Source organism: Pseudodonghicola xiamenensis DSM 18339, assembly GCF_000429365.1.
GTDB classification, from domain to species: domain Bacteria; phylum Pseudomonadota; class Alphaproteobacteria; order Rhodobacterales; family Rhodobacteraceae; genus Pseudodonghicola; species Pseudodonghicola xiamenensis.
The window spans coordinates 91,204-106,046 of record NZ_AUBS01000009.1 but is presented as its reverse complement, the minus strand read 5'-3'; the positions used below and the strand labels follow the sequence as shown (position 1 = coordinate 106,046).

13 protein-coding genes and 1 tRNA gene are annotated in these 14,843 nt (G+C 62.7%); 10 read left to right on the top strand and 4 right to left on the bottom strand.

Annotated elements, in window-relative coordinates; translation table 11 throughout:
• The first annotated feature begins 2 nt into the window (after positions 1 to 2).
• On the top strand, positions 3 to 890 hold the full coding sequence (locus tag G455_RS0111615) for a transglutaminase family protein (RefSeq protein WP_028093869.1): 888 nt from the start codon (positions 3 to 5) through the stop codon (positions 888 to 890).
• 770 nt (positions 891 to 1,660) lie between these two features.
• Here G455_RS0111615 and G455_RS25590 read toward each other — a convergent pair.
• The 3 genes from G455_RS25590 to ychF all read right to left on the bottom strand — a co-directional run bounded on the left by G455_RS25590 (position 1,661) and on the right by ychF (position 5,140).
• Positions 1,661 to 2,860, bottom strand: a complete 1,200-nt coding sequence (locus G455_RS25590; protein WP_154664373.1) for a tetratricopeptide repeat protein — start codon at positions 2,858 to 2,860, stop codon at positions 1,661 to 1,663.
• Positions 2,861 to 3,490: 630 nt separating this feature from the next.
• Positions 3,491 to 3,580 (bottom strand) — tRNA-Ser (locus tag G455_RS0111600).
• A gap of 462 nt (positions 3,581 to 4,042) precedes the next feature.
• Positions 4,043 to 5,140 (bottom strand): redox-regulated ATPase YchF, encoded by a 1,098-nt coding sequence (gene ychF, locus G455_RS0111595; RefSeq protein WP_028093867.1) that lies wholly within the window; start codon positions 5,138 to 5,140, stop codon positions 4,043 to 4,045.
• Between the two features lie 279 nt (positions 5,141 to 5,419).
• Between ychF and trpA the strand changes: the two genes are divergently transcribed.
• From trpA to G455_RS0111550, 9 genes are all read left to right on the top strand, one after another.
• Positions 5,420 to 6,211: a tryptophan synthase subunit alpha gene (gene trpA / locus G455_RS0111590; RefSeq protein ID WP_028093866.1), complete on the top strand. Its 792-nt coding sequence runs from the start codon at positions 5,420 to 5,422 to the stop codon at positions 6,209 to 6,211.
• A gap of 289 nt (positions 6,212 to 6,500) precedes the next feature.
• The gene (locus G455_RS0111585; RefSeq protein WP_028093865.1) at positions 6,501 to 7,667 is read left to right on the top strand and encodes an alpha-hydroxy acid oxidase; all 1,167 of its coding nucleotides are present in this window, start codon (positions 6,501 to 6,503) and stop codon (positions 7,665 to 7,667) included.
• A gap of 143 nt (positions 7,668 to 7,810) precedes the next feature.
• Positions 7,811 to 8,431: a 50S ribosomal protein L25/general stress protein Ctc gene (locus G455_RS0111580; protein ID WP_028093864.1), complete on the top strand. Its 621-nt coding sequence runs from the start codon at positions 7,811 to 7,813 to the stop codon at positions 8,429 to 8,431.
• A gap of 237 nt (positions 8,432 to 8,668) precedes the next feature.
• Entirely contained in the window at positions 8,669 to 9,559 is an 891-nt protein-coding gene (locus G455_RS25585) for a calcium-binding protein (protein ID WP_051312404.1), read from the top strand.
• A 112-nt stretch (positions 9,560 to 9,671) separates the two neighbouring features.
• Positions 9,672 to 10,349, top strand: a complete 678-nt coding sequence (pth, locus tag G455_RS0111570) for an aminoacyl-tRNA hydrolase (RefSeq protein WP_028093863.1) — start codon at positions 9,672 to 9,674, stop codon at positions 10,347 to 10,349.
• Entirely contained in the window at positions 10,346 to 11,374 is a 1,029-nt protein-coding gene (locus G455_RS0111565) for a DUF2332 domain-containing protein (protein WP_028093862.1), read from the top strand. The genes pth and G455_RS0111565 overlap by 4 nt, the downstream gene beginning before the upstream one ends.
• Positions 11,375 to 11,389: 15 nt before the next feature.
• Entirely contained in the window at positions 11,390 to 12,553 is a 1,164-nt protein-coding gene (locus tag G455_RS0111560; RefSeq protein ID WP_028093861.1) for a serine hydrolase domain-containing protein, read from the top strand.
• A gap of 9 nt (positions 12,554 to 12,562) precedes the next feature.
• On the top strand, positions 12,563 to 12,940 hold the full coding sequence (locus G455_RS0111555) for a DUF2237 family protein (protein ID WP_028093860.1): 378 nt from the start codon (positions 12,563 to 12,565) through the stop codon (positions 12,938 to 12,940).
• A gap of 131 nt (positions 12,941 to 13,071) precedes the next feature.
• The gene (locus G455_RS0111550; protein ID WP_028093859.1) at positions 13,072 to 13,392 is read left to right on the top strand and encodes an antibiotic biosynthesis monooxygenase family protein; all 321 of its coding nucleotides are present in this window, start codon (positions 13,072 to 13,074) and stop codon (positions 13,390 to 13,392) included.
• Between the two features lie 92 nt (positions 13,393 to 13,484).
• Here the strand turns inward: G455_RS0111550 and trpB are convergent, their stop codons facing one another.
• Positions 13,485 to 14,738, bottom strand: a complete 1,254-nt coding sequence (gene trpB / locus G455_RS0111545; RefSeq protein WP_028093858.1) for a tryptophan synthase subunit beta — start codon at positions 14,736 to 14,738, stop codon at positions 13,485 to 13,487.
• Positions 14,739 to 14,843 lie beyond the last annotated feature (105 nt).

The following is a 14,843-nucleotide window of genomic DNA, read 5'->3' as shown; positions in this document are numbered from 1 at the left end:
CGATGCTCTACGATATCAAGCTGACGATCGGCTACAGCTACAAAGCGACCTCGGACCGGGCCCGCAACATCCTGCGACTACTGCCTTCGGACATGCCCGGCCTGCAGCGGGTGCCCCGACGCCTGCTTGAGGTCACGCCGCGACCGGACGAACGTCACGACCGGGTGGATTTCTTCGGCAATGCCACCAGCATCGTGGCCTGGCACCAGCCGATCGAGGCCGTTGAGCTGAGCCTGAGTGCTCAGGTCGAACGAATAGCTGCGCCGCAACCTTTCGATCTGTCGCCCCCACTCGCGGCTCTGGCACAGGACCTGGCCGGACAGCATTCCCTGGCTCCCGACTCCCCGCATCACTTCAGCGCCGCCTCGCAGATGGTCGGGCCGATGATCGAAACGACGAAATACGCCCGGGCCCTGCTACGTCCGGGGATGACCGCAATGCAGGCGGTCGAGGCCGTGGGCCATGCGCTGAACCGCGACATGAGCTTCGATCCGGAGGCAACCACCGTCGATACCCCCCCGGCCGAGGCCTTCGCCAACCGGCATGGGGTCTGTCAGGATTTCACCCATATCATGATCGCCGCCTTGCGCGGCATCGGCATCCCTGCCGGCTATGTCTCGGGCTTTCTGCGGACTTTTCCACCGCCGGGCCAGCCACGGCTGGAAGGCGCAGACGCGATGCACGCCTGGGTACGCGCCTGGGTCGGGCAGGAAATGGGCTGGATCGAATTTGATCCCACCAACGACCAATACGCCTGCACCGATTACATCACTGTCGGTCATGGCCGCGACTATGGCGATGTGGCCCCGGTCCGCGGCGCCATCCGCTCGGCCGGCGGCCAGGAAAGCCATCAGGCCGTCGATGTCATCCCACTGGAAGAGACAGCCTGACCGCCGGCCTCTCCCCCCTGCGAGGACAGCGATCACCTGCACCGGCCTGAACGCGCCCCGGCCTGGCGGCAAACGCGGTAGCGCGGGCAGGTTCCACATCTGACCTGCTTCCGTGGACCCGTCCGATTCCGGTGAAATCCGCGATGATTTGGCCTTTATCCCGGGCCCTATTTGCACCCGACCCAAAGCGCGCGCCCCAGGCTCCCCGCTACCGCCGTCATCCGGCGGGCTCTCGTCGGGCGGGCTCTCGTCGGGCGGGCCTTTCCCGTTCATCCCCCTCATTGCGGAGACCACCGTCTAGGCCCGACGGGAACCATGCTGTGACGATTTATAGAGCCGTCAGAGCATGAGCTGGCAGTAGGAGTTCAGTCCCGGCATCTGGTGGATCGAGTTCAGGATGAATCTCTCCGGCTCTGATGCCGATCGCGTCCAGAACAAAAGTCATGCCCTCGGCAGCGGCCTTGTCGGGGCGCGCGGGGCAGATGACGGACCTGTCGGTCGAAAGTGCGTAGTCCACGATCTCATTGGGGGTGAGGACAATATATCCTGCCCACGCACGGAAGCATTCGGACGCAACGGCCTGACCTCCCCCCAAAAATCACGAGGTCCTGCCCCTCAGGATCGGCGGAAAGACCCGTCTCCGGCAATTCTGCCGACCATCCCAGATACGGTTGTCCATTGTTTACTGGCCTTCGTGCTGCTCTTGCCCCTGAGCGCGCCAGAAACAGGTCTCAATCTGAAATCGAAAGAACAAGATAACAAAACCTGGGTCATGCCTGCTCGGGCTTCGGCATCTGAACGTACTTTGACCAATGCGGCATCGTTTTCGTCGCCCCCCCCACATGGATCAAGCCAGGAAGGTCATAGCCCCGGGGAAACGCTGTACCATCGGGAAAACCGTAGGCCGTGTCATGTATCCGCACATCGCCCTGGATCAGCGGCCAGATCATATCCGCCAGGAAGGCCTGATCGCCGAACCGGTTATCGAAATACGCAGAGGCACTGTTCAGCCAATCACCCAGGTTCGGCAAAACGCCCGCCGTCCCGCCCCACATACCGGCGAGTATCAATTCATGATGATAGATGTGGTCCCTCATGACATGAAACCGCTTCCCGGACTCGACCCAATCGTGGACGGCAAGAAGTTCCTTCGCATTCAGCCGTGAATCCGAGTCACGACACACGAAGACATTGATATCGGGATCATCCGCAGCCAGAAAGCGCCACATGGGCCGAATTCTGGCATGTTCAGGCTTTGTCATCAGAACCACCTGCGCACCATAGGCTTTCAAAGCCTCGCGCGCATCATGTGGAACCGTCGTGTCGCAATAGAACCGAGGCGTCCAGCGCACATAAATATGCTGCGCGATCTGGGCATTCACGATTGCGCCGGTCACATATTCGGGACGATCGCCCCAAAGCGAGAACGCAATGATGTTTTTCTCGCGGTTTTCGGGATCGAACCCGCGCCCACCTTCAGCCAGCTTGTAGTTCTTAAAGGGAGAGTTCGAAAACGTCTCGAATGCCAGCTCCTGCTTTCTCTGCAGGTTTTTCAGCCCCTCTTTTTGGGCCTGGTCAAAGGCGCCTGTACGCCAGAGCGATGCAATATAGGCGTTGCGGACGGGCACATCCTCCCGGATGGCCAGAGCACGCCGCAACGGCTCCCTCGCCGCTTCGTAATGTCCATGACGCTTGAGGAAGGTCCCAAGCCCCACCCAACCGTCAAAGTCCTCAGGATGCCCCTCTGCATAAGCTTCGAATGCCTGGCGGGCTTGTTCGAGCTTTCCGGCATCGCGCAGCGCATAGGCGGCGAACAGGCCGGCGTTACTTGACGGAAGCCTTTCCGCCACAAAAGCATAGGTTTCTGCGGCTTCAAGAAATTGCCCCTGCGCCCGCAATGTGACGGCACGTTTCCTGATTTCGAGAAGAGAAGAGGATGTCATGGTGTCTTCGTTAGCCAATATTTTCAAGCCTCTCCCCACATCGTGCAGGACTCAGGCCATATAATCCATTGAATCGCAGGAAATTTCTGCGCCTTCCGGGAGCTCTGCCCGCTCAGAGGGGTGACCGAGCCGGGCCCTCCCCTCTGTAGTCATGCCAGTCTATCACGCTCGCTCATAACGTGAAGCCCCATCCGCGCAGGCGCGGGTCATGACCGCCCCCCCCTGTCTTCCAGGCTCGGCCTCCATTGAATTTGGGCGAAGGCCATGTTCGCCGCCTCTGAAAGAGACGTTGAACATGAGACAGCTTTTCCGGGTCACTGAAGCAAAAATAAACCCCTGCCCTTTTCCGCAGAAAAGCCGCCGCTCTCACAAACGGATTTTGAGCGGGATGACGTTCATCAATCGCGGTGGTTTGCGGTGATACGCCGCGACGGCAGCCCACGGTCGACAAAACGCGCCACCGCCGCAGGAAGCTCTCGAGCAAGAGGCCGTGTTTATCCGAATCTTCGCGGACCTTCTGACCACGTCGCTGGTCCTGCATGTATTCGCGTCCAACACCACATGCACTTCGGCGCATCAAAGCGCAAATAAGTTGACGGACTGCGAGATGAACATCGCGCCGACTTCGCCAAATTTATCAATGATTTCAATGGTGGGTGGCGGAGACGATGGGATTCGAACCCACGAGACCCTTCCGGGCCTACTCCCTTAGCAGGGGAGCGCCTTCGACCACTCGGCCACGTCTCCGTCGACCCGTCTATCAGTCATCCGCGCGGAAGAACAAGGCCAAAAACACATGAAAAAGCGATTTCCCTGACAGAACACCCGACCGCCCCACCCGATGAAAACCTGACGGCGCGGCGTAGCTTTGAACCGGCGGCGCGGTCCGGCGCGCGTCACCAGCTCCGGCCGCGCGCCCCTTCCTGAGCGCAATGCAATCTCGGGTCGGGATCCTGGCCGATGGTGCCGATCCACTCCCCTGCCAGAGGCGGTGAACCTACGTGATGGAAACAAGCTTCTCCCGCCCCGGGGTCAGACAAGCTGTTTCACTCGGCCCGGGGTGCCAGGGACCGTCTAATTCGAACTTATTCGAGACCACCAAGGCTGTTCTCGCGATCCGCCCAGCAAGCGGAGAAGCCCGGGAGATCACGCAAAAGCCCCGCCGCCAGACGTTGGCGCGCGGGGCGGTCACGATCGGATCGTGACGGATCAGGTGTTGAACAGGAAGTGCATCACATCGCCGTCCTTGACGATGTATCCCTTGCCCTCTGCCCGCATCTTGCCGGCCTCCTTGGCGCCCGTCTCGCCGCCACAGGTGACGAAATCGTCATAGGCAATGGTCTCGGCGCGGATGAAGCCCTTTTCGAAATCGCCGTGGATCACACCAGCGGCCTGCGGCGCCGAGGTCCCGGCGCGGATGGTCCAGGCGCGGGCCTCTTTCGGGCCAACGGTGAAATAGGTTTCCAGATGCAACAGCTCATAGCCGGCACGGATCAGCCGGTCGAGCCCCGGCTCTTCCAGCCCCATCTCGCCCAGGAACATCTCGGCCTCTTCGGCGTCGAGCTGGCTGATCTCCTCCTCGATCCGGGCGGAGATCACCACATGGGCGTTGCCCTGTTCCGCGGCCATCTTGGCGACGGCGGCGGAAAAGGCGTTGCCCTCGGCGGCGTCTTCCTCGGCGACGTTGCAAACATAAAGGACCGGCTTGGTGGTCAGCAGTTGCAACAGCTTCCAGGCGCGGGCGTCCTCGGCATCGACCTCGACGGTGCGGGCGGGCTTGCCGTCCTCGATGGCGGCCTGGGCGGCGGCCAGAAGGCGATCCTGCTGCTGGGCTTCCTTGTCGTTGCCCTTCAGCTTGCGCACCAGGTTGGCGCGGCGTTTCTCGATGGATTCGAGATCGGCCAGCATCAGCTCGGTCTCGATGGTCTCGGCATCGGCGACCGGATCGACCCGGCCCTCGACATGGGTGATGTCGCCATCCTCGAAACAGCGCAGGACGTGGGCGATCGCGTCGACCTCGCGGATATTGGCAAGGAACTGGTTACCAAGGCCCTCGCCCTTCGAGGCGCCCTTCACCAGGCCCGCGATGTCGACAAAGGTCATCCGGGTCGGAATGATGGTCTTCGAGCCCGCCACCTCGGCCAGTTTGTCGAGCCGCGCGTCGGGCACCGCGACCTCACCCACGTTGGGCTCGATCGTGCAGAACGGGAAATTCGCCGCCTGCGCGGCGGCCGTCTTGGTCAGCGCATTGAACAGAGTGGACTTGCCCACGTTGGGCAGCCCCACGATCCCCATCTTGAAGCCCATCTCGGCCCTCCGCATCATCGGTTTCGGCGCCTTCTATGCGGTCAGAGCCCACTCTGCAACGGGCGACGTCTTCGGACATCGCCGGTTTCCGGCCCGGAAGCCGGCGATGTCCGATGCAGTTTTCCGGGCAACTCCGACCAAAAGCATGCCCCACCGCTTTCCCACACGGAAAACAGGATGAAACCCGCTCCGGATTTCGTCCACCCCACCCGGCCTTTGGCATTGATTTCCCCCTGCGTATTCGCCAAACCAAGCCCGACCCACAGACGGAGGCCAGCCATGACCCGCATCGACGCCAAATTCGCCGCGCTGAAGGCGCAGGGCAAAAAGGCCTTTGTCGCCTATGTGATGGCGGGCGACCCGGATGAGGCGACCTCGCTTGAAATCGTCAAGGGCCTACCCGGTGCCGGCGTCGACGTGATCGAACTGGGCCTGCCCTTTACCGATCCGATGGCGGACGGGCCCACCATCCAGGCCGCTGGCCAGCGCGCGCTCGACGCGGGCATGACGCTGAAGAAGACCCTCGCGCTCGCCACCGAGTTCCGCAAAACCGACAACACCACCCCGATCGTGCTGATGGGATATTACAACCCGATCTATTCAATGGGCGTTCCCGCCTTTCTCGACGCAGCCAAGGCCGCCGGTGTCGACGGGCTGATCGTGGTCGACCTGCCCCCTGAGGAAGACGCCGAACTGTGCCTGCCGGCGCAGGAGGCCGGGCTGAACTTCATCCGCCTCGCCACCCCCACGACAGACGACAAGCGGCTGCCGAAGGTGCTGCAGAACACCTCAGGCTTCGTTTATTACGTCTCGATCACCGGCATCACCGGAGCGGGTTCGGCGCAGGCCGGCGATGTCGCCCCCGAGGTCGCCCGCATCAAGGGGCAAACCGATCTGCCGGTGATCGTGGGCTTCGGTATCAAGACACCGGACACCGCCCAGGCCATCGCCGGCGTCGCCGACGGCGCCGTGGTGGGCTCGGCCATCGTGTCGCAGATCGCCAGCGGCAAACCGGTGGATGAGGTCCTGGCCTATGTTAAAACCCTGGCGGATGGCGCGCATCGCGCCTGACACGGAGGGGGGGGCGACGGGGGCCTACTCCGCCGGTCGCCGCCGCCTCAGGGGAATGCCGCAACAGTCCGCCACCGCGGCCCATCCTTCTGATTGAATCCCTGGCGCCTGAGCGTCATCCGCCCCCGATCGGGCCCGATGGCCTCAAGCCTTGCTGGTGGTCACCTCTGCCCCCCCCAGAGCCGCAATCCCCCGCCCCGGCGTGCCCTTTTGCAAATTGGCAGATTGTTTAATCGCACCGGCATTGGTACCAAAACCTGACCAATCCCAGGGCGAAAGGGCCGGCGCCATGACGGTGATCACCAATATTCAGGACCTCAAGCGCATCTACGAACGTCGCGTGCCGCGGATGTTCTATGACTACGCCGAAAGCGGCAGCTGGACCGAACAGACCTTCCGCGACAACACCACCGACTTTCAGGACATCCGCCTGCGCCAGCGGGTGGCGGTCGACATGTCCGGCCGCTCCACCGCGGCTGAGATGATCGGCCAGAAAGTGGCGATGCCGGTTGCCCTTTCCCCGGTCGGGCTGACCGGGATGCAGCACGCGGATGGAGAGATGAAGGCCGCCAAGGCCGCCCTTGATTTCGGCGTGCCCTTCACGTTGTCGACCATGTCCATCAACTCGATCGAGGACGTGGCCGAATATACTCGCGCGCCCTTCTGGTTCCAGCTTTACACCATGAAGGACGAAGATTACGTGCGCCGGCTGATCCAGCGCGCCAAGGACGCCAAGTGTTCCGCGCTGGTGATAACGCTCGACCTGCAGATCCTCGGCCAGCGGCACAAGGATCTGAAGAACGGCCTCTCCGCCCCGCCCAAACTGACCCCGAAGACCATTGCCAACCTGGCGACCAAATGGCGCTGGGGCATCGAGATGCTGGGCGCCAAACGGCGTAATTTCGGCAATATCGTTGGCCACGTGCAGGGCATTTCCGATGCCTCGCAACTGGGCGCCTGGACGGCTGAACAATTCGACCCGACACTCGACTGGGGCAAGATCGCCAAGCTGATGGAGCAATGGGGCGGCAAGGTGATCCTGAAGGGGATCCTCGATCCCGAAGACGCCAAGATGGCCGTCAAACTCGGCGCCGATGCCATCGTGGTATCGAACCACGGCGGCCGACAGCTCGACGGCGCGCTCAGTTCGATCCGCATGCTGCCGGCGATCCTCGACGCGGTGGGCGGTGATATCGAGGTCTTCCTCGACAGCGGCATCCGCTCGGGTCAGGACATCCTCAAGGCCATGGCCATGGGTGCCAGTGGCACCATGATCGGGCGCGCCTTCGTCTATGGGCTGGGCGCCATGGGACAGAAGGGCGTGACCACTGCGCTCGAGATCCTGCGCAAGGAGATGGACACCACCATGGCGCTGTGCGGCGAACGCAGCATCGCCGGGCTTGGCCGCCACAACCTGCTGATCCCCGAAGATTTCAGCGGCCGCTGGCAGGACTGAACCGGCAGCGGGTGATCTCAAACGGGGGAGCATCGGGAAATCCCGAAGCCCCCTTTCCTTTTTGGCAAAATCCGTCTATAGGCGCGGCTTCACGCGGGGCTACAGCCTTGGAGGAGCCCCGCCCTTACATTGGAGAATACGACATGGCTGGTGAGATTCCTGATCTCGAAGCTCTGGAACGGACGGGGACAGGCAAGGGCGCCGCTCGTCAGGCACGCCGCAACGGCATGGTGCCGGGCGTTGTCTTCGGCGGTGACGAAGACCCGATCGCGATCCAGATCCCCTTCAACGTCCTGCTGAAGAAGCTGAAGGCGGGCAAATTCAAGTCCACCCTGTGGAACCTGAAAATCGAAGGCCGCGAAGACGTTCGCGTGATCTGCCGCGACGTGCAACGCGATGTGGTCAAGGATCTGCCGACCCACCTCGACCTGATGCGCCTGCGCCGCACCTCGAAGATCAACCTGCACATCCCGGTTGAATTCATCAACGAGGAAGAAGCCCCCGGCATCAAGAAGGGTGGCGTTCTGACCGTGGTGCGCCCCGATGTCGAACTGGTCGTGACCGCTGGCGACATCCCGGAAAAGATCGTCGTCGATCTGGCCGGCAAGGACGTCCACGATTCGATCACCATTTCCGGCGTCGATCTGCCGGCCGGCGCCAAGCCGACCATCGACCGCGATTTCGTGATTGCAACCATCTCTGCCCCCTCGGGCCTGCGCTCTGCCGAGAACGAGGAAGAAGCAGAAGGCGGCGCGGAAGAATAATTCCGCATCGTACTGCAAATTGGGAAACGGGGTCCTTCGGGGCCCCGTTTTTCGTTGGGGCGATCTGATCGTTCCCGGGACGGCCCGCTTTGCCGGCCACCGGATCGCTGCCTGGCCAGCCAGCCACCGGCGCGACTGCATGCCGTCAACCCCGATCGTCTCTCTTGACAGACATCCGGGCAACGCTAGGCTTTTTCCATATTCCCATTTTTTTTCACCAACCAGAAAGCTATTGATATGGTCAAAGTCATATTTACCGGAACTACGCCCACCGATCAGGCCCATGGCGCATTGGGATTTCTGTCGGTTCATTTCTCGGGCTTCTATTCGGTCGAGGATACCGGCCCCTCCGGTTTCACGGTCACCTACGAATTCCCCAGCTATCCCGGCCTGCCGGATATCGAGCAAGCACCCGATATCTATTCCGGTAGCGGCCTGAGTTATCGGCCGATCACCTTCAACGGAGTAACGCTTGAAACCCCCTATAGCGGCATGATCACCGCAATCAGCGAAACCGAAGCGGATTACAGCGCCCGCGTGACCGGGCTGAACCTTGCGGCGCGCGATTTCTACGATGTCTCCGCAACCAAGAACAACGCCGACAATTTCGCCCTGATGAAAACGGTTTTCTCCGACGACGACATCCTGAAGGGCGGCAGCGTCCGCGACAAGCTGGGCGGGTTCGACGGCAACGACCGGCTTGAGGGACGCGGAGGCAACGATGTTCTGTTCGGCGGCAAGGGGAACGACAAGCTGAGCGGCGGCGCCGGGCAGGACAAGCTGTTTGGCGGTGCGGGGCGCGACATCCTGAACGGCAATGCCGGTGCGGACGAGTTGGACGGAGGCGCGGGCCGGGATCGCCTGACCGGGGGCGCCGGACGCGACACATTTGTCTTCGGCAATTCCGGGGTCGACCGTATCCTCGACTTTCAGGACGATATCGACACCCTCCGGCTGGACGCTGCGGCCCTGGGCTTCGGCACCGGCCTGACCGGCGCCGAGGTGGTCGATCTGTTCGGCACGACCATCGGCGACCGCGAGGCGCTGGATTTCGGGGACGGGAACAAGCTGATCTTTCACGGCCTGTCCGACATCAGCCAGATCGCCGATGATCTGCTGATCGCCTGACACGACCCGAGCACCGCAGGGGGCGGCGACCACCGCCCCCTTCCCGCTCTGGATTTCGCAGCCGTTTCAGGGCAGAAAGGCCCCGACCCGCCCAATCCGCGAAGGGGACCCCATGCAACTTTTTGTCGGTCTCGGCAATCCCGGGGCAAAATACGCCCATACTCGTCACAACATCGGTTTCATGGCCGTCGACCGCATTGCCGCGGATCACGGCTTTGGGCCCTGGAAGGCCAAGTTCCAGGGCCAGATCACCGAGGGCCGGCTGGGCGGAGACAAGGTGCTGCTGCTGAAGCCCGAAACCTTCATGAACCTCTCCGGCCAGTCGGTGGGGGAAGCGATGCGGTTCTACAAGCTGACGCCCGCGGATGTGACTGTCTTTCACGATGAGCTCGACCTCGCCCCCGGCAAGCTGAAACTGAAGCAGGGCGGCGGGCACGCCGGGCACAACGGGCTCAGGTCGATCCACAGCCATATCGGCGAAGAGTATCGCCGCGTCCGCCTTGGCATCGGCCACCCTGGCCGGAAAGAGGCAGTCTCGGGCTATGTGTTGCATGACTTCGCCAAGGCCGAGGAAGAATGGCTCGACAATCTGCTGTGCGGCATCTCCGATGGCGCCGATGCGCTGGCCCGCGGCGAAGGCTCGAAATTCTCCACGGCCGTCGCGCTCAGGACCACACCACCACGCCCCTCGGCACCGAAACCCGCCGTGTCCCAGAAGGCCGCGACCGCCGCGACCGGGCCTGAGGACAATCGCAGCGCGATGGAAAAGCTTATGGATAAGTTCAAATGAGAATGCCTCCGGTTCTGCGCGCACAGGCCCGGGCCTGCGCCAATCTCGATTCCCCCTTCATGGCGCGACTGCTGACTGGGCTGGCCGATCGCTGGCCCGCCGGCAGCGCCCTGGGCCAGCTCTGCGAGGGTTGGGAGGATGTCGATCTGGGGCCCAGCGGTGCCTCGCTGCCGCTGAGGATCGCGGGCGGGTTGCACGCGCTGGTGCTGCGTGACGAGGATGCCGATCTCGCCGCCGTCTACCCGCCGCATCAGGTCGCCGACGCCGCATTGATCGACACCGTGCTGGCGGCCATCGAACGGCATCAGGCCTTTTTCGCCGACTGGATGAAGAACGCCCCCCAGACCAATGAGGTGCGCCGCGCCGCCGTGCTGATCGCCGCCGCGCATGAGATCGCCGCGCGCCATCCGCTGCCCTTCGCCGTATCCGAACTGGGCGCCAGCGGCGGGCTGAACCTGATGTTCGACCGTTTCGCACTGAAGACGCCTGCGGGCCGGCTTGGTCCCGACGCCCCGGCACTGACCCTCAGCCCGGAGTGGGATGGCCCCTTCCCCGCCCCCGCGCCCTTCACTGTGGCCGACCGGCGCGGGGTCGACCTGAACCCGCTCGACCCGCATGACACTGCCGATGCGCTGCGGCTTTCGGCCTATCTTTGGGCCGATCAGCCACATCGCCTCGAGCTGACCCGCGCCGCCATCGCCGCGCAGGCGGCTCCGGTCGACCGCTCCGATGCCATCGACTGGCTGGCGGCCCGGCTTGAGATGCCGCGCCCGGGCCAACTTCACCTGATCTATCACACCGTCGCCTGGCAGTATTTCCCCGCCGCTGCCCAGACCCGCGGTCGCGCGCTGATCGAAGCCGCCGGCACCCGCGCCAGCTCCGACAGCCCACTGGCCTGGCTGGGAATGGAAGCCGACGGCGGCACCGGAGCCGCGATCACCCTCAGGCTCTGGCCCGGGGATATCACCCTGACGCTTGGCCGGGCGGATTTCCACGGTCGCTGGATCCGCTGGACAGGCCTTTAGAAGGGAGCACCAGCGATGCGCTCCCCGTTGATCTGGCTCGGCCGTCTGCTTCTGGCCTTTGTCCTCGCCGCGCTGGTGGTGGGCTTCTGGAAACGCGACGATCTGATGCGGCTCTGGACGGTGAAGACCCTGTTCGATGAGAGCAGGATCGTACAGAACTTCTCTCATATGGAGCGCGGGTTCCACACCGTGCCGGTATCACGCGGCAGCGGACCGGTGGTGACACTGGACAAGGGCCAGCAAATGACCCTGCCCGAGGGCACCGAAAGCTGGATAGACGACCGCCGCCTGACCTCGCTCCTGGTATTGCAGGACGGACAAATCCGTCACGAAGGCTATTATCAGGGCACCGAGCCGGAGGATCGCCGCATTTCCTGGTCACTGGCAAAAAGCTATCTCTCGGTCCTGCTGGGCGCCCTGATCGCCGAGGGCACCATCGGCTCGCTCGACGATCCGGTGGTGAAATACGTCCCGAGCCTGATCGGCAGCGCCTATGACGGCACCAGCATCCGCAACGTGCTGAACATGACCTCGGGCGTGGCTTTCGACGAGGATTATTTCGACCCCGATTCCGATATCAACCGGATGGGCCGGGTCGTTGCCCTCGGCGGATCACTGGACGCGTTCACCGCCTCCTTCACACGGCGCATTGCCGATCCCGGGGCAAACTGGCGCTATGTCTCGATCGACACCCATGCGATCGGCATGGTGATCAGGGGCGCCACCGGCCGCACGATCCCCGATCTGCTATCGGAAAAGATCATCGCACCGCTGGGGTTGGAGCAGGATGGACTCTATCTGACCGACGGCACCGGCACCGCCTTCGTGCTGGGCGGGCTGAACTTCACCACCCGCGATTATGCCCGCTTCGGGCGGATGATCCTGCAGGGCGGAGCCTATGACGGGCATCAGATCGTTCCCGCCGACTGGATCGTCGCTTCGATCCTGCCTTCGGCGCCAACTGCGCACGGCAAGCTCGGCTATGGCTATCAGTGGTGGGTGCCCAAAGGGGCCCACGATGGGGAGTTCATGGCCATCGGCATCTATGGGCAATATCTGTATTTCGACCAGCCCCGTGGCGTCATGATCGTGGTGACCGCAGCCGATCCCGATTTCGAGACGCCCGGCACCATCGACGATAATGTCGAGGTGTTCCGCAAGATCGCCCGCAGCCTTTAGGAGAACGACATGATACAGGACGATCCCGTAAACGTTCTGGGCGGCCCGCTGGCGCCCTGTTCGGTGGCACCGCTGACCGGCTATTTCCGTGACGGCCATTGCAACACCTGCGCCGAAGATGCCGGCAGCCATACCGTCTGCGCCATCATGACCGACGAATTCCTCGCCTATTCGAAATATGTCGGCAACGACCTGACCACGCCGCGCCCGGAATATGACTTTTCCGGTCTCAAGGCCGGGGATCGCTGGTGCCTCTGCGCGGCGCGCTTTCTGCAAGCCCATGACGAAGGTTGCGCGCCGCAGGTCTCGTTGGAGGCCACCCATCGCCGTGCGCTGGAGGTTGTGCCCCTTGCCACCCTGTTCGAACACGCCACCCGCCAGGGCTAACGCGGCGGCGACATCGCATTGACCAGACCAGGGTTTTCCTTTCTATTGCCCGCGATCAGCCAGCCCGCGCGGCCTTTTGCCCGCCCTCGCCAGCCCGTTTCCCGTGACATTCTGCCAGACGAGGGCACGCTATGAGCTTTATCGCCATGAACCGCTTCAAGATCCGACCCGGTCGCGAAGCCGATTTCGAACAGATTTGGAAAGACCGCGAAGGCCGCCTGAACGAGATGAAGGGCTTTCGCGAATTCCGCCTGCTTAAGGGGGCGGAGGGCGAGGATCACACACTTTATTCCAGCCACACACTTTGGGAAACCAAGGATGATTTCGAGGCCTGGACCAATTCCGAACAATTCCGCGATGCACATAAGAACGTCGGCAAGCGCGAAGGCCAAAGCCCGATCATGGGGCACCCGCAGTTCGAAGGCTTTGAGACCGTCCTGCTGGAATCCTGACCGACCGCGTAGACAGACAAAACAAAAGGCGCCCCTCATCGGGCGCCTTTTTTCGTAGTCGACAAGAGGAAGCGAGCCATTCGCCCCCCTTCTCAGTCAGCGGTGCGGCCTTCGGTATCCGACATGTCGAAGCCCAGGAATTTCGCCACCGTATAGATATCCTTGTCGCCTCGCCCCGAGAGGTTGATGACGATGATATGATCCTTCGGCAGATCCGGAGCGATCTTGATCACATGGGCAACCGCATGGCTCGATTCCAGCGCCGGAATGATCCCCTCGGTGCGGCAAAGCACCTGGAAGGCCTCCAACGCCTCCATGTCTGTGATCGAGACATAGCTGGCGCGCCCGGTGTCGTGCAGCCAAGAATGTTCGGGCCCGATCCCCGGGTAATCGAGCCCGGCCGAGATCGAATGGCCTTCGAGGATCTGACCGTCCTCGTCCTGCAGCAGATAGGTGCGGTTACCATGCAGCACGCCAGGGCGGCCACCGGTCAGGCTGGCGCAATGCTCCATCCGGTCATCAACGCCATGGCCGCCGGCCTCGACCCCGATGATGTTGACCGAAGGGTCATCGAGGAAGGGATAGAACAGCCCCATGGCGTTCGACCCACCCCCGACGGCGGCGACGATGGTGTCAGGCAAACGGCCTTCGCCTTCCTGCTCTTCAAGCTGCCAGCGGGTTTCCTTGCCGATGATCGACTGGAAATCACGCACCATCGCCGGATAGGGGTGCGGGCCCGCCACGGTGCCGATGCAATAGAAGGTGTCATGCACATTTGTCACCCAGTCGCGCATGGCGTCGTTCATCGCATCCTTCAACGTGCCCCGCCCGGAAGTGACGGGAACCACTTCGGCGCCCAGCAACCGCATGCGGAAAACGTTCGGCGCCTGACGTTCCACATCGGTGGCGCCCATGTAGACGATGCACTTCAGCCCGAACTTGGCGCAGACTGTGGCAGTGGCCACACCATGCTGGCCTGCGCCGGTTTCAGCGATGATGCGGGTCTTGCCCATACGCCGCGCCAACAGGATCTGGCCCAGTACGTTGTTGATCTTATGCGCGCCGGTGTGGTTCAGCTCTTCGCGCTTGAGATAGATCTTGGCGCCGCCCAATTCCTCGCTCAGCCGCGAGGCGTGATAGAGCGGCGAAGGACGACCGACATAATATTTCCACAGATCGTCCATCTCGGCCCAGAAATCGGGATCGGTCTTGGCGCGCTCGTATTCGGCTTCGAGATCGAGGATCAGCGGCATCAGCGTCTCAGAGACGAAGCGCCCGCCGAAAATGCCGAAACGGCCGTCCTCATCCGGGCCGGACATGAAGGAATTGATAAGGTCGTTGGCCATGAAATCGCCCCTTCTGTGGTCTGCGCCTTGCATAGAAGGCACCGGCCGCGATTTCCAGTGGATTCAACCCAGCAGCGCGCTCCCGCCCCCCACCAAGACTTTTCC

Excerpts from the sequence above, each read along its gene's own strand:
- G455_RS0111555 (WP_028093860.1), top strand. The coding sequence starts at position 12,563 with ATGATACAGGACGATCCCGTAAACGTTCTGGGCGGCCCGCTGGCGCCC.
- trpA (WP_028093866.1), top strand. The coding sequence starts at position 5,420 with ATGACCCGCATCGACGCCAAATTCGCCGCGCTGAAGGCGCAGGGCAAA.
- G455_RS25585 (WP_051312404.1), top strand. The coding sequence starts at position 8,669 with ATGGTCAAAGTCATATTTACCGGAACTACGCCCACCGATCAGGCCCAT.
- G455_RS0111615 (WP_028093869.1), top strand. The coding sequence starts at position 3 with ATGCTCTACGATATCAAGCTGACGATCGGCTACAGCTACAAAGCGACC.
- ychF (WP_028093867.1), bottom strand. The coding sequence starts at position 5,140 with ATGGGCTTCAAGATGGGGATCGTGGGGCTGCCCAACGTGGGCAAGTCC.
- pth (WP_028093863.1), top strand. The coding sequence starts at position 9,672 with ATGCAACTTTTTGTCGGTCTCGGCAATCCCGGGGCAAAATACGCCCAT.
- G455_RS0111550 (WP_028093859.1), top strand. The coding sequence starts at position 13,072 with ATGAGCTTTATCGCCATGAACCGCTTCAAGATCCGACCCGGTCGCGAA.
- G455_RS0111580 (WP_028093864.1), top strand. The coding sequence starts at position 7,811 with ATGGCTGGTGAGATTCCTGATCTCGAAGCTCTGGAACGGACGGGGACA.
- G455_RS0111585 (WP_028093865.1), top strand. The coding sequence starts at position 6,501 with ATGACGGTGATCACCAATATTCAGGACCTCAAGCGCATCTACGAACGT.
- G455_RS0111560 (WP_028093861.1), top strand. The coding sequence starts at position 11,390 with ATGCGCTCCCCGTTGATCTGGCTCGGCCGTCTGCTTCTGGCCTTTGTC.
- G455_RS0111565 (WP_028093862.1), top strand. The coding sequence starts at position 10,346 with ATGAGAATGCCTCCGGTTCTGCGCGCACAGGCCCGGGCCTGCGCCAAT.
- trpB (WP_028093858.1), bottom strand. The coding sequence starts at position 14,738 with ATGGCCAACGACCTTATCAATTCCTTCATGTCCGGCCCGGATGAGGAC.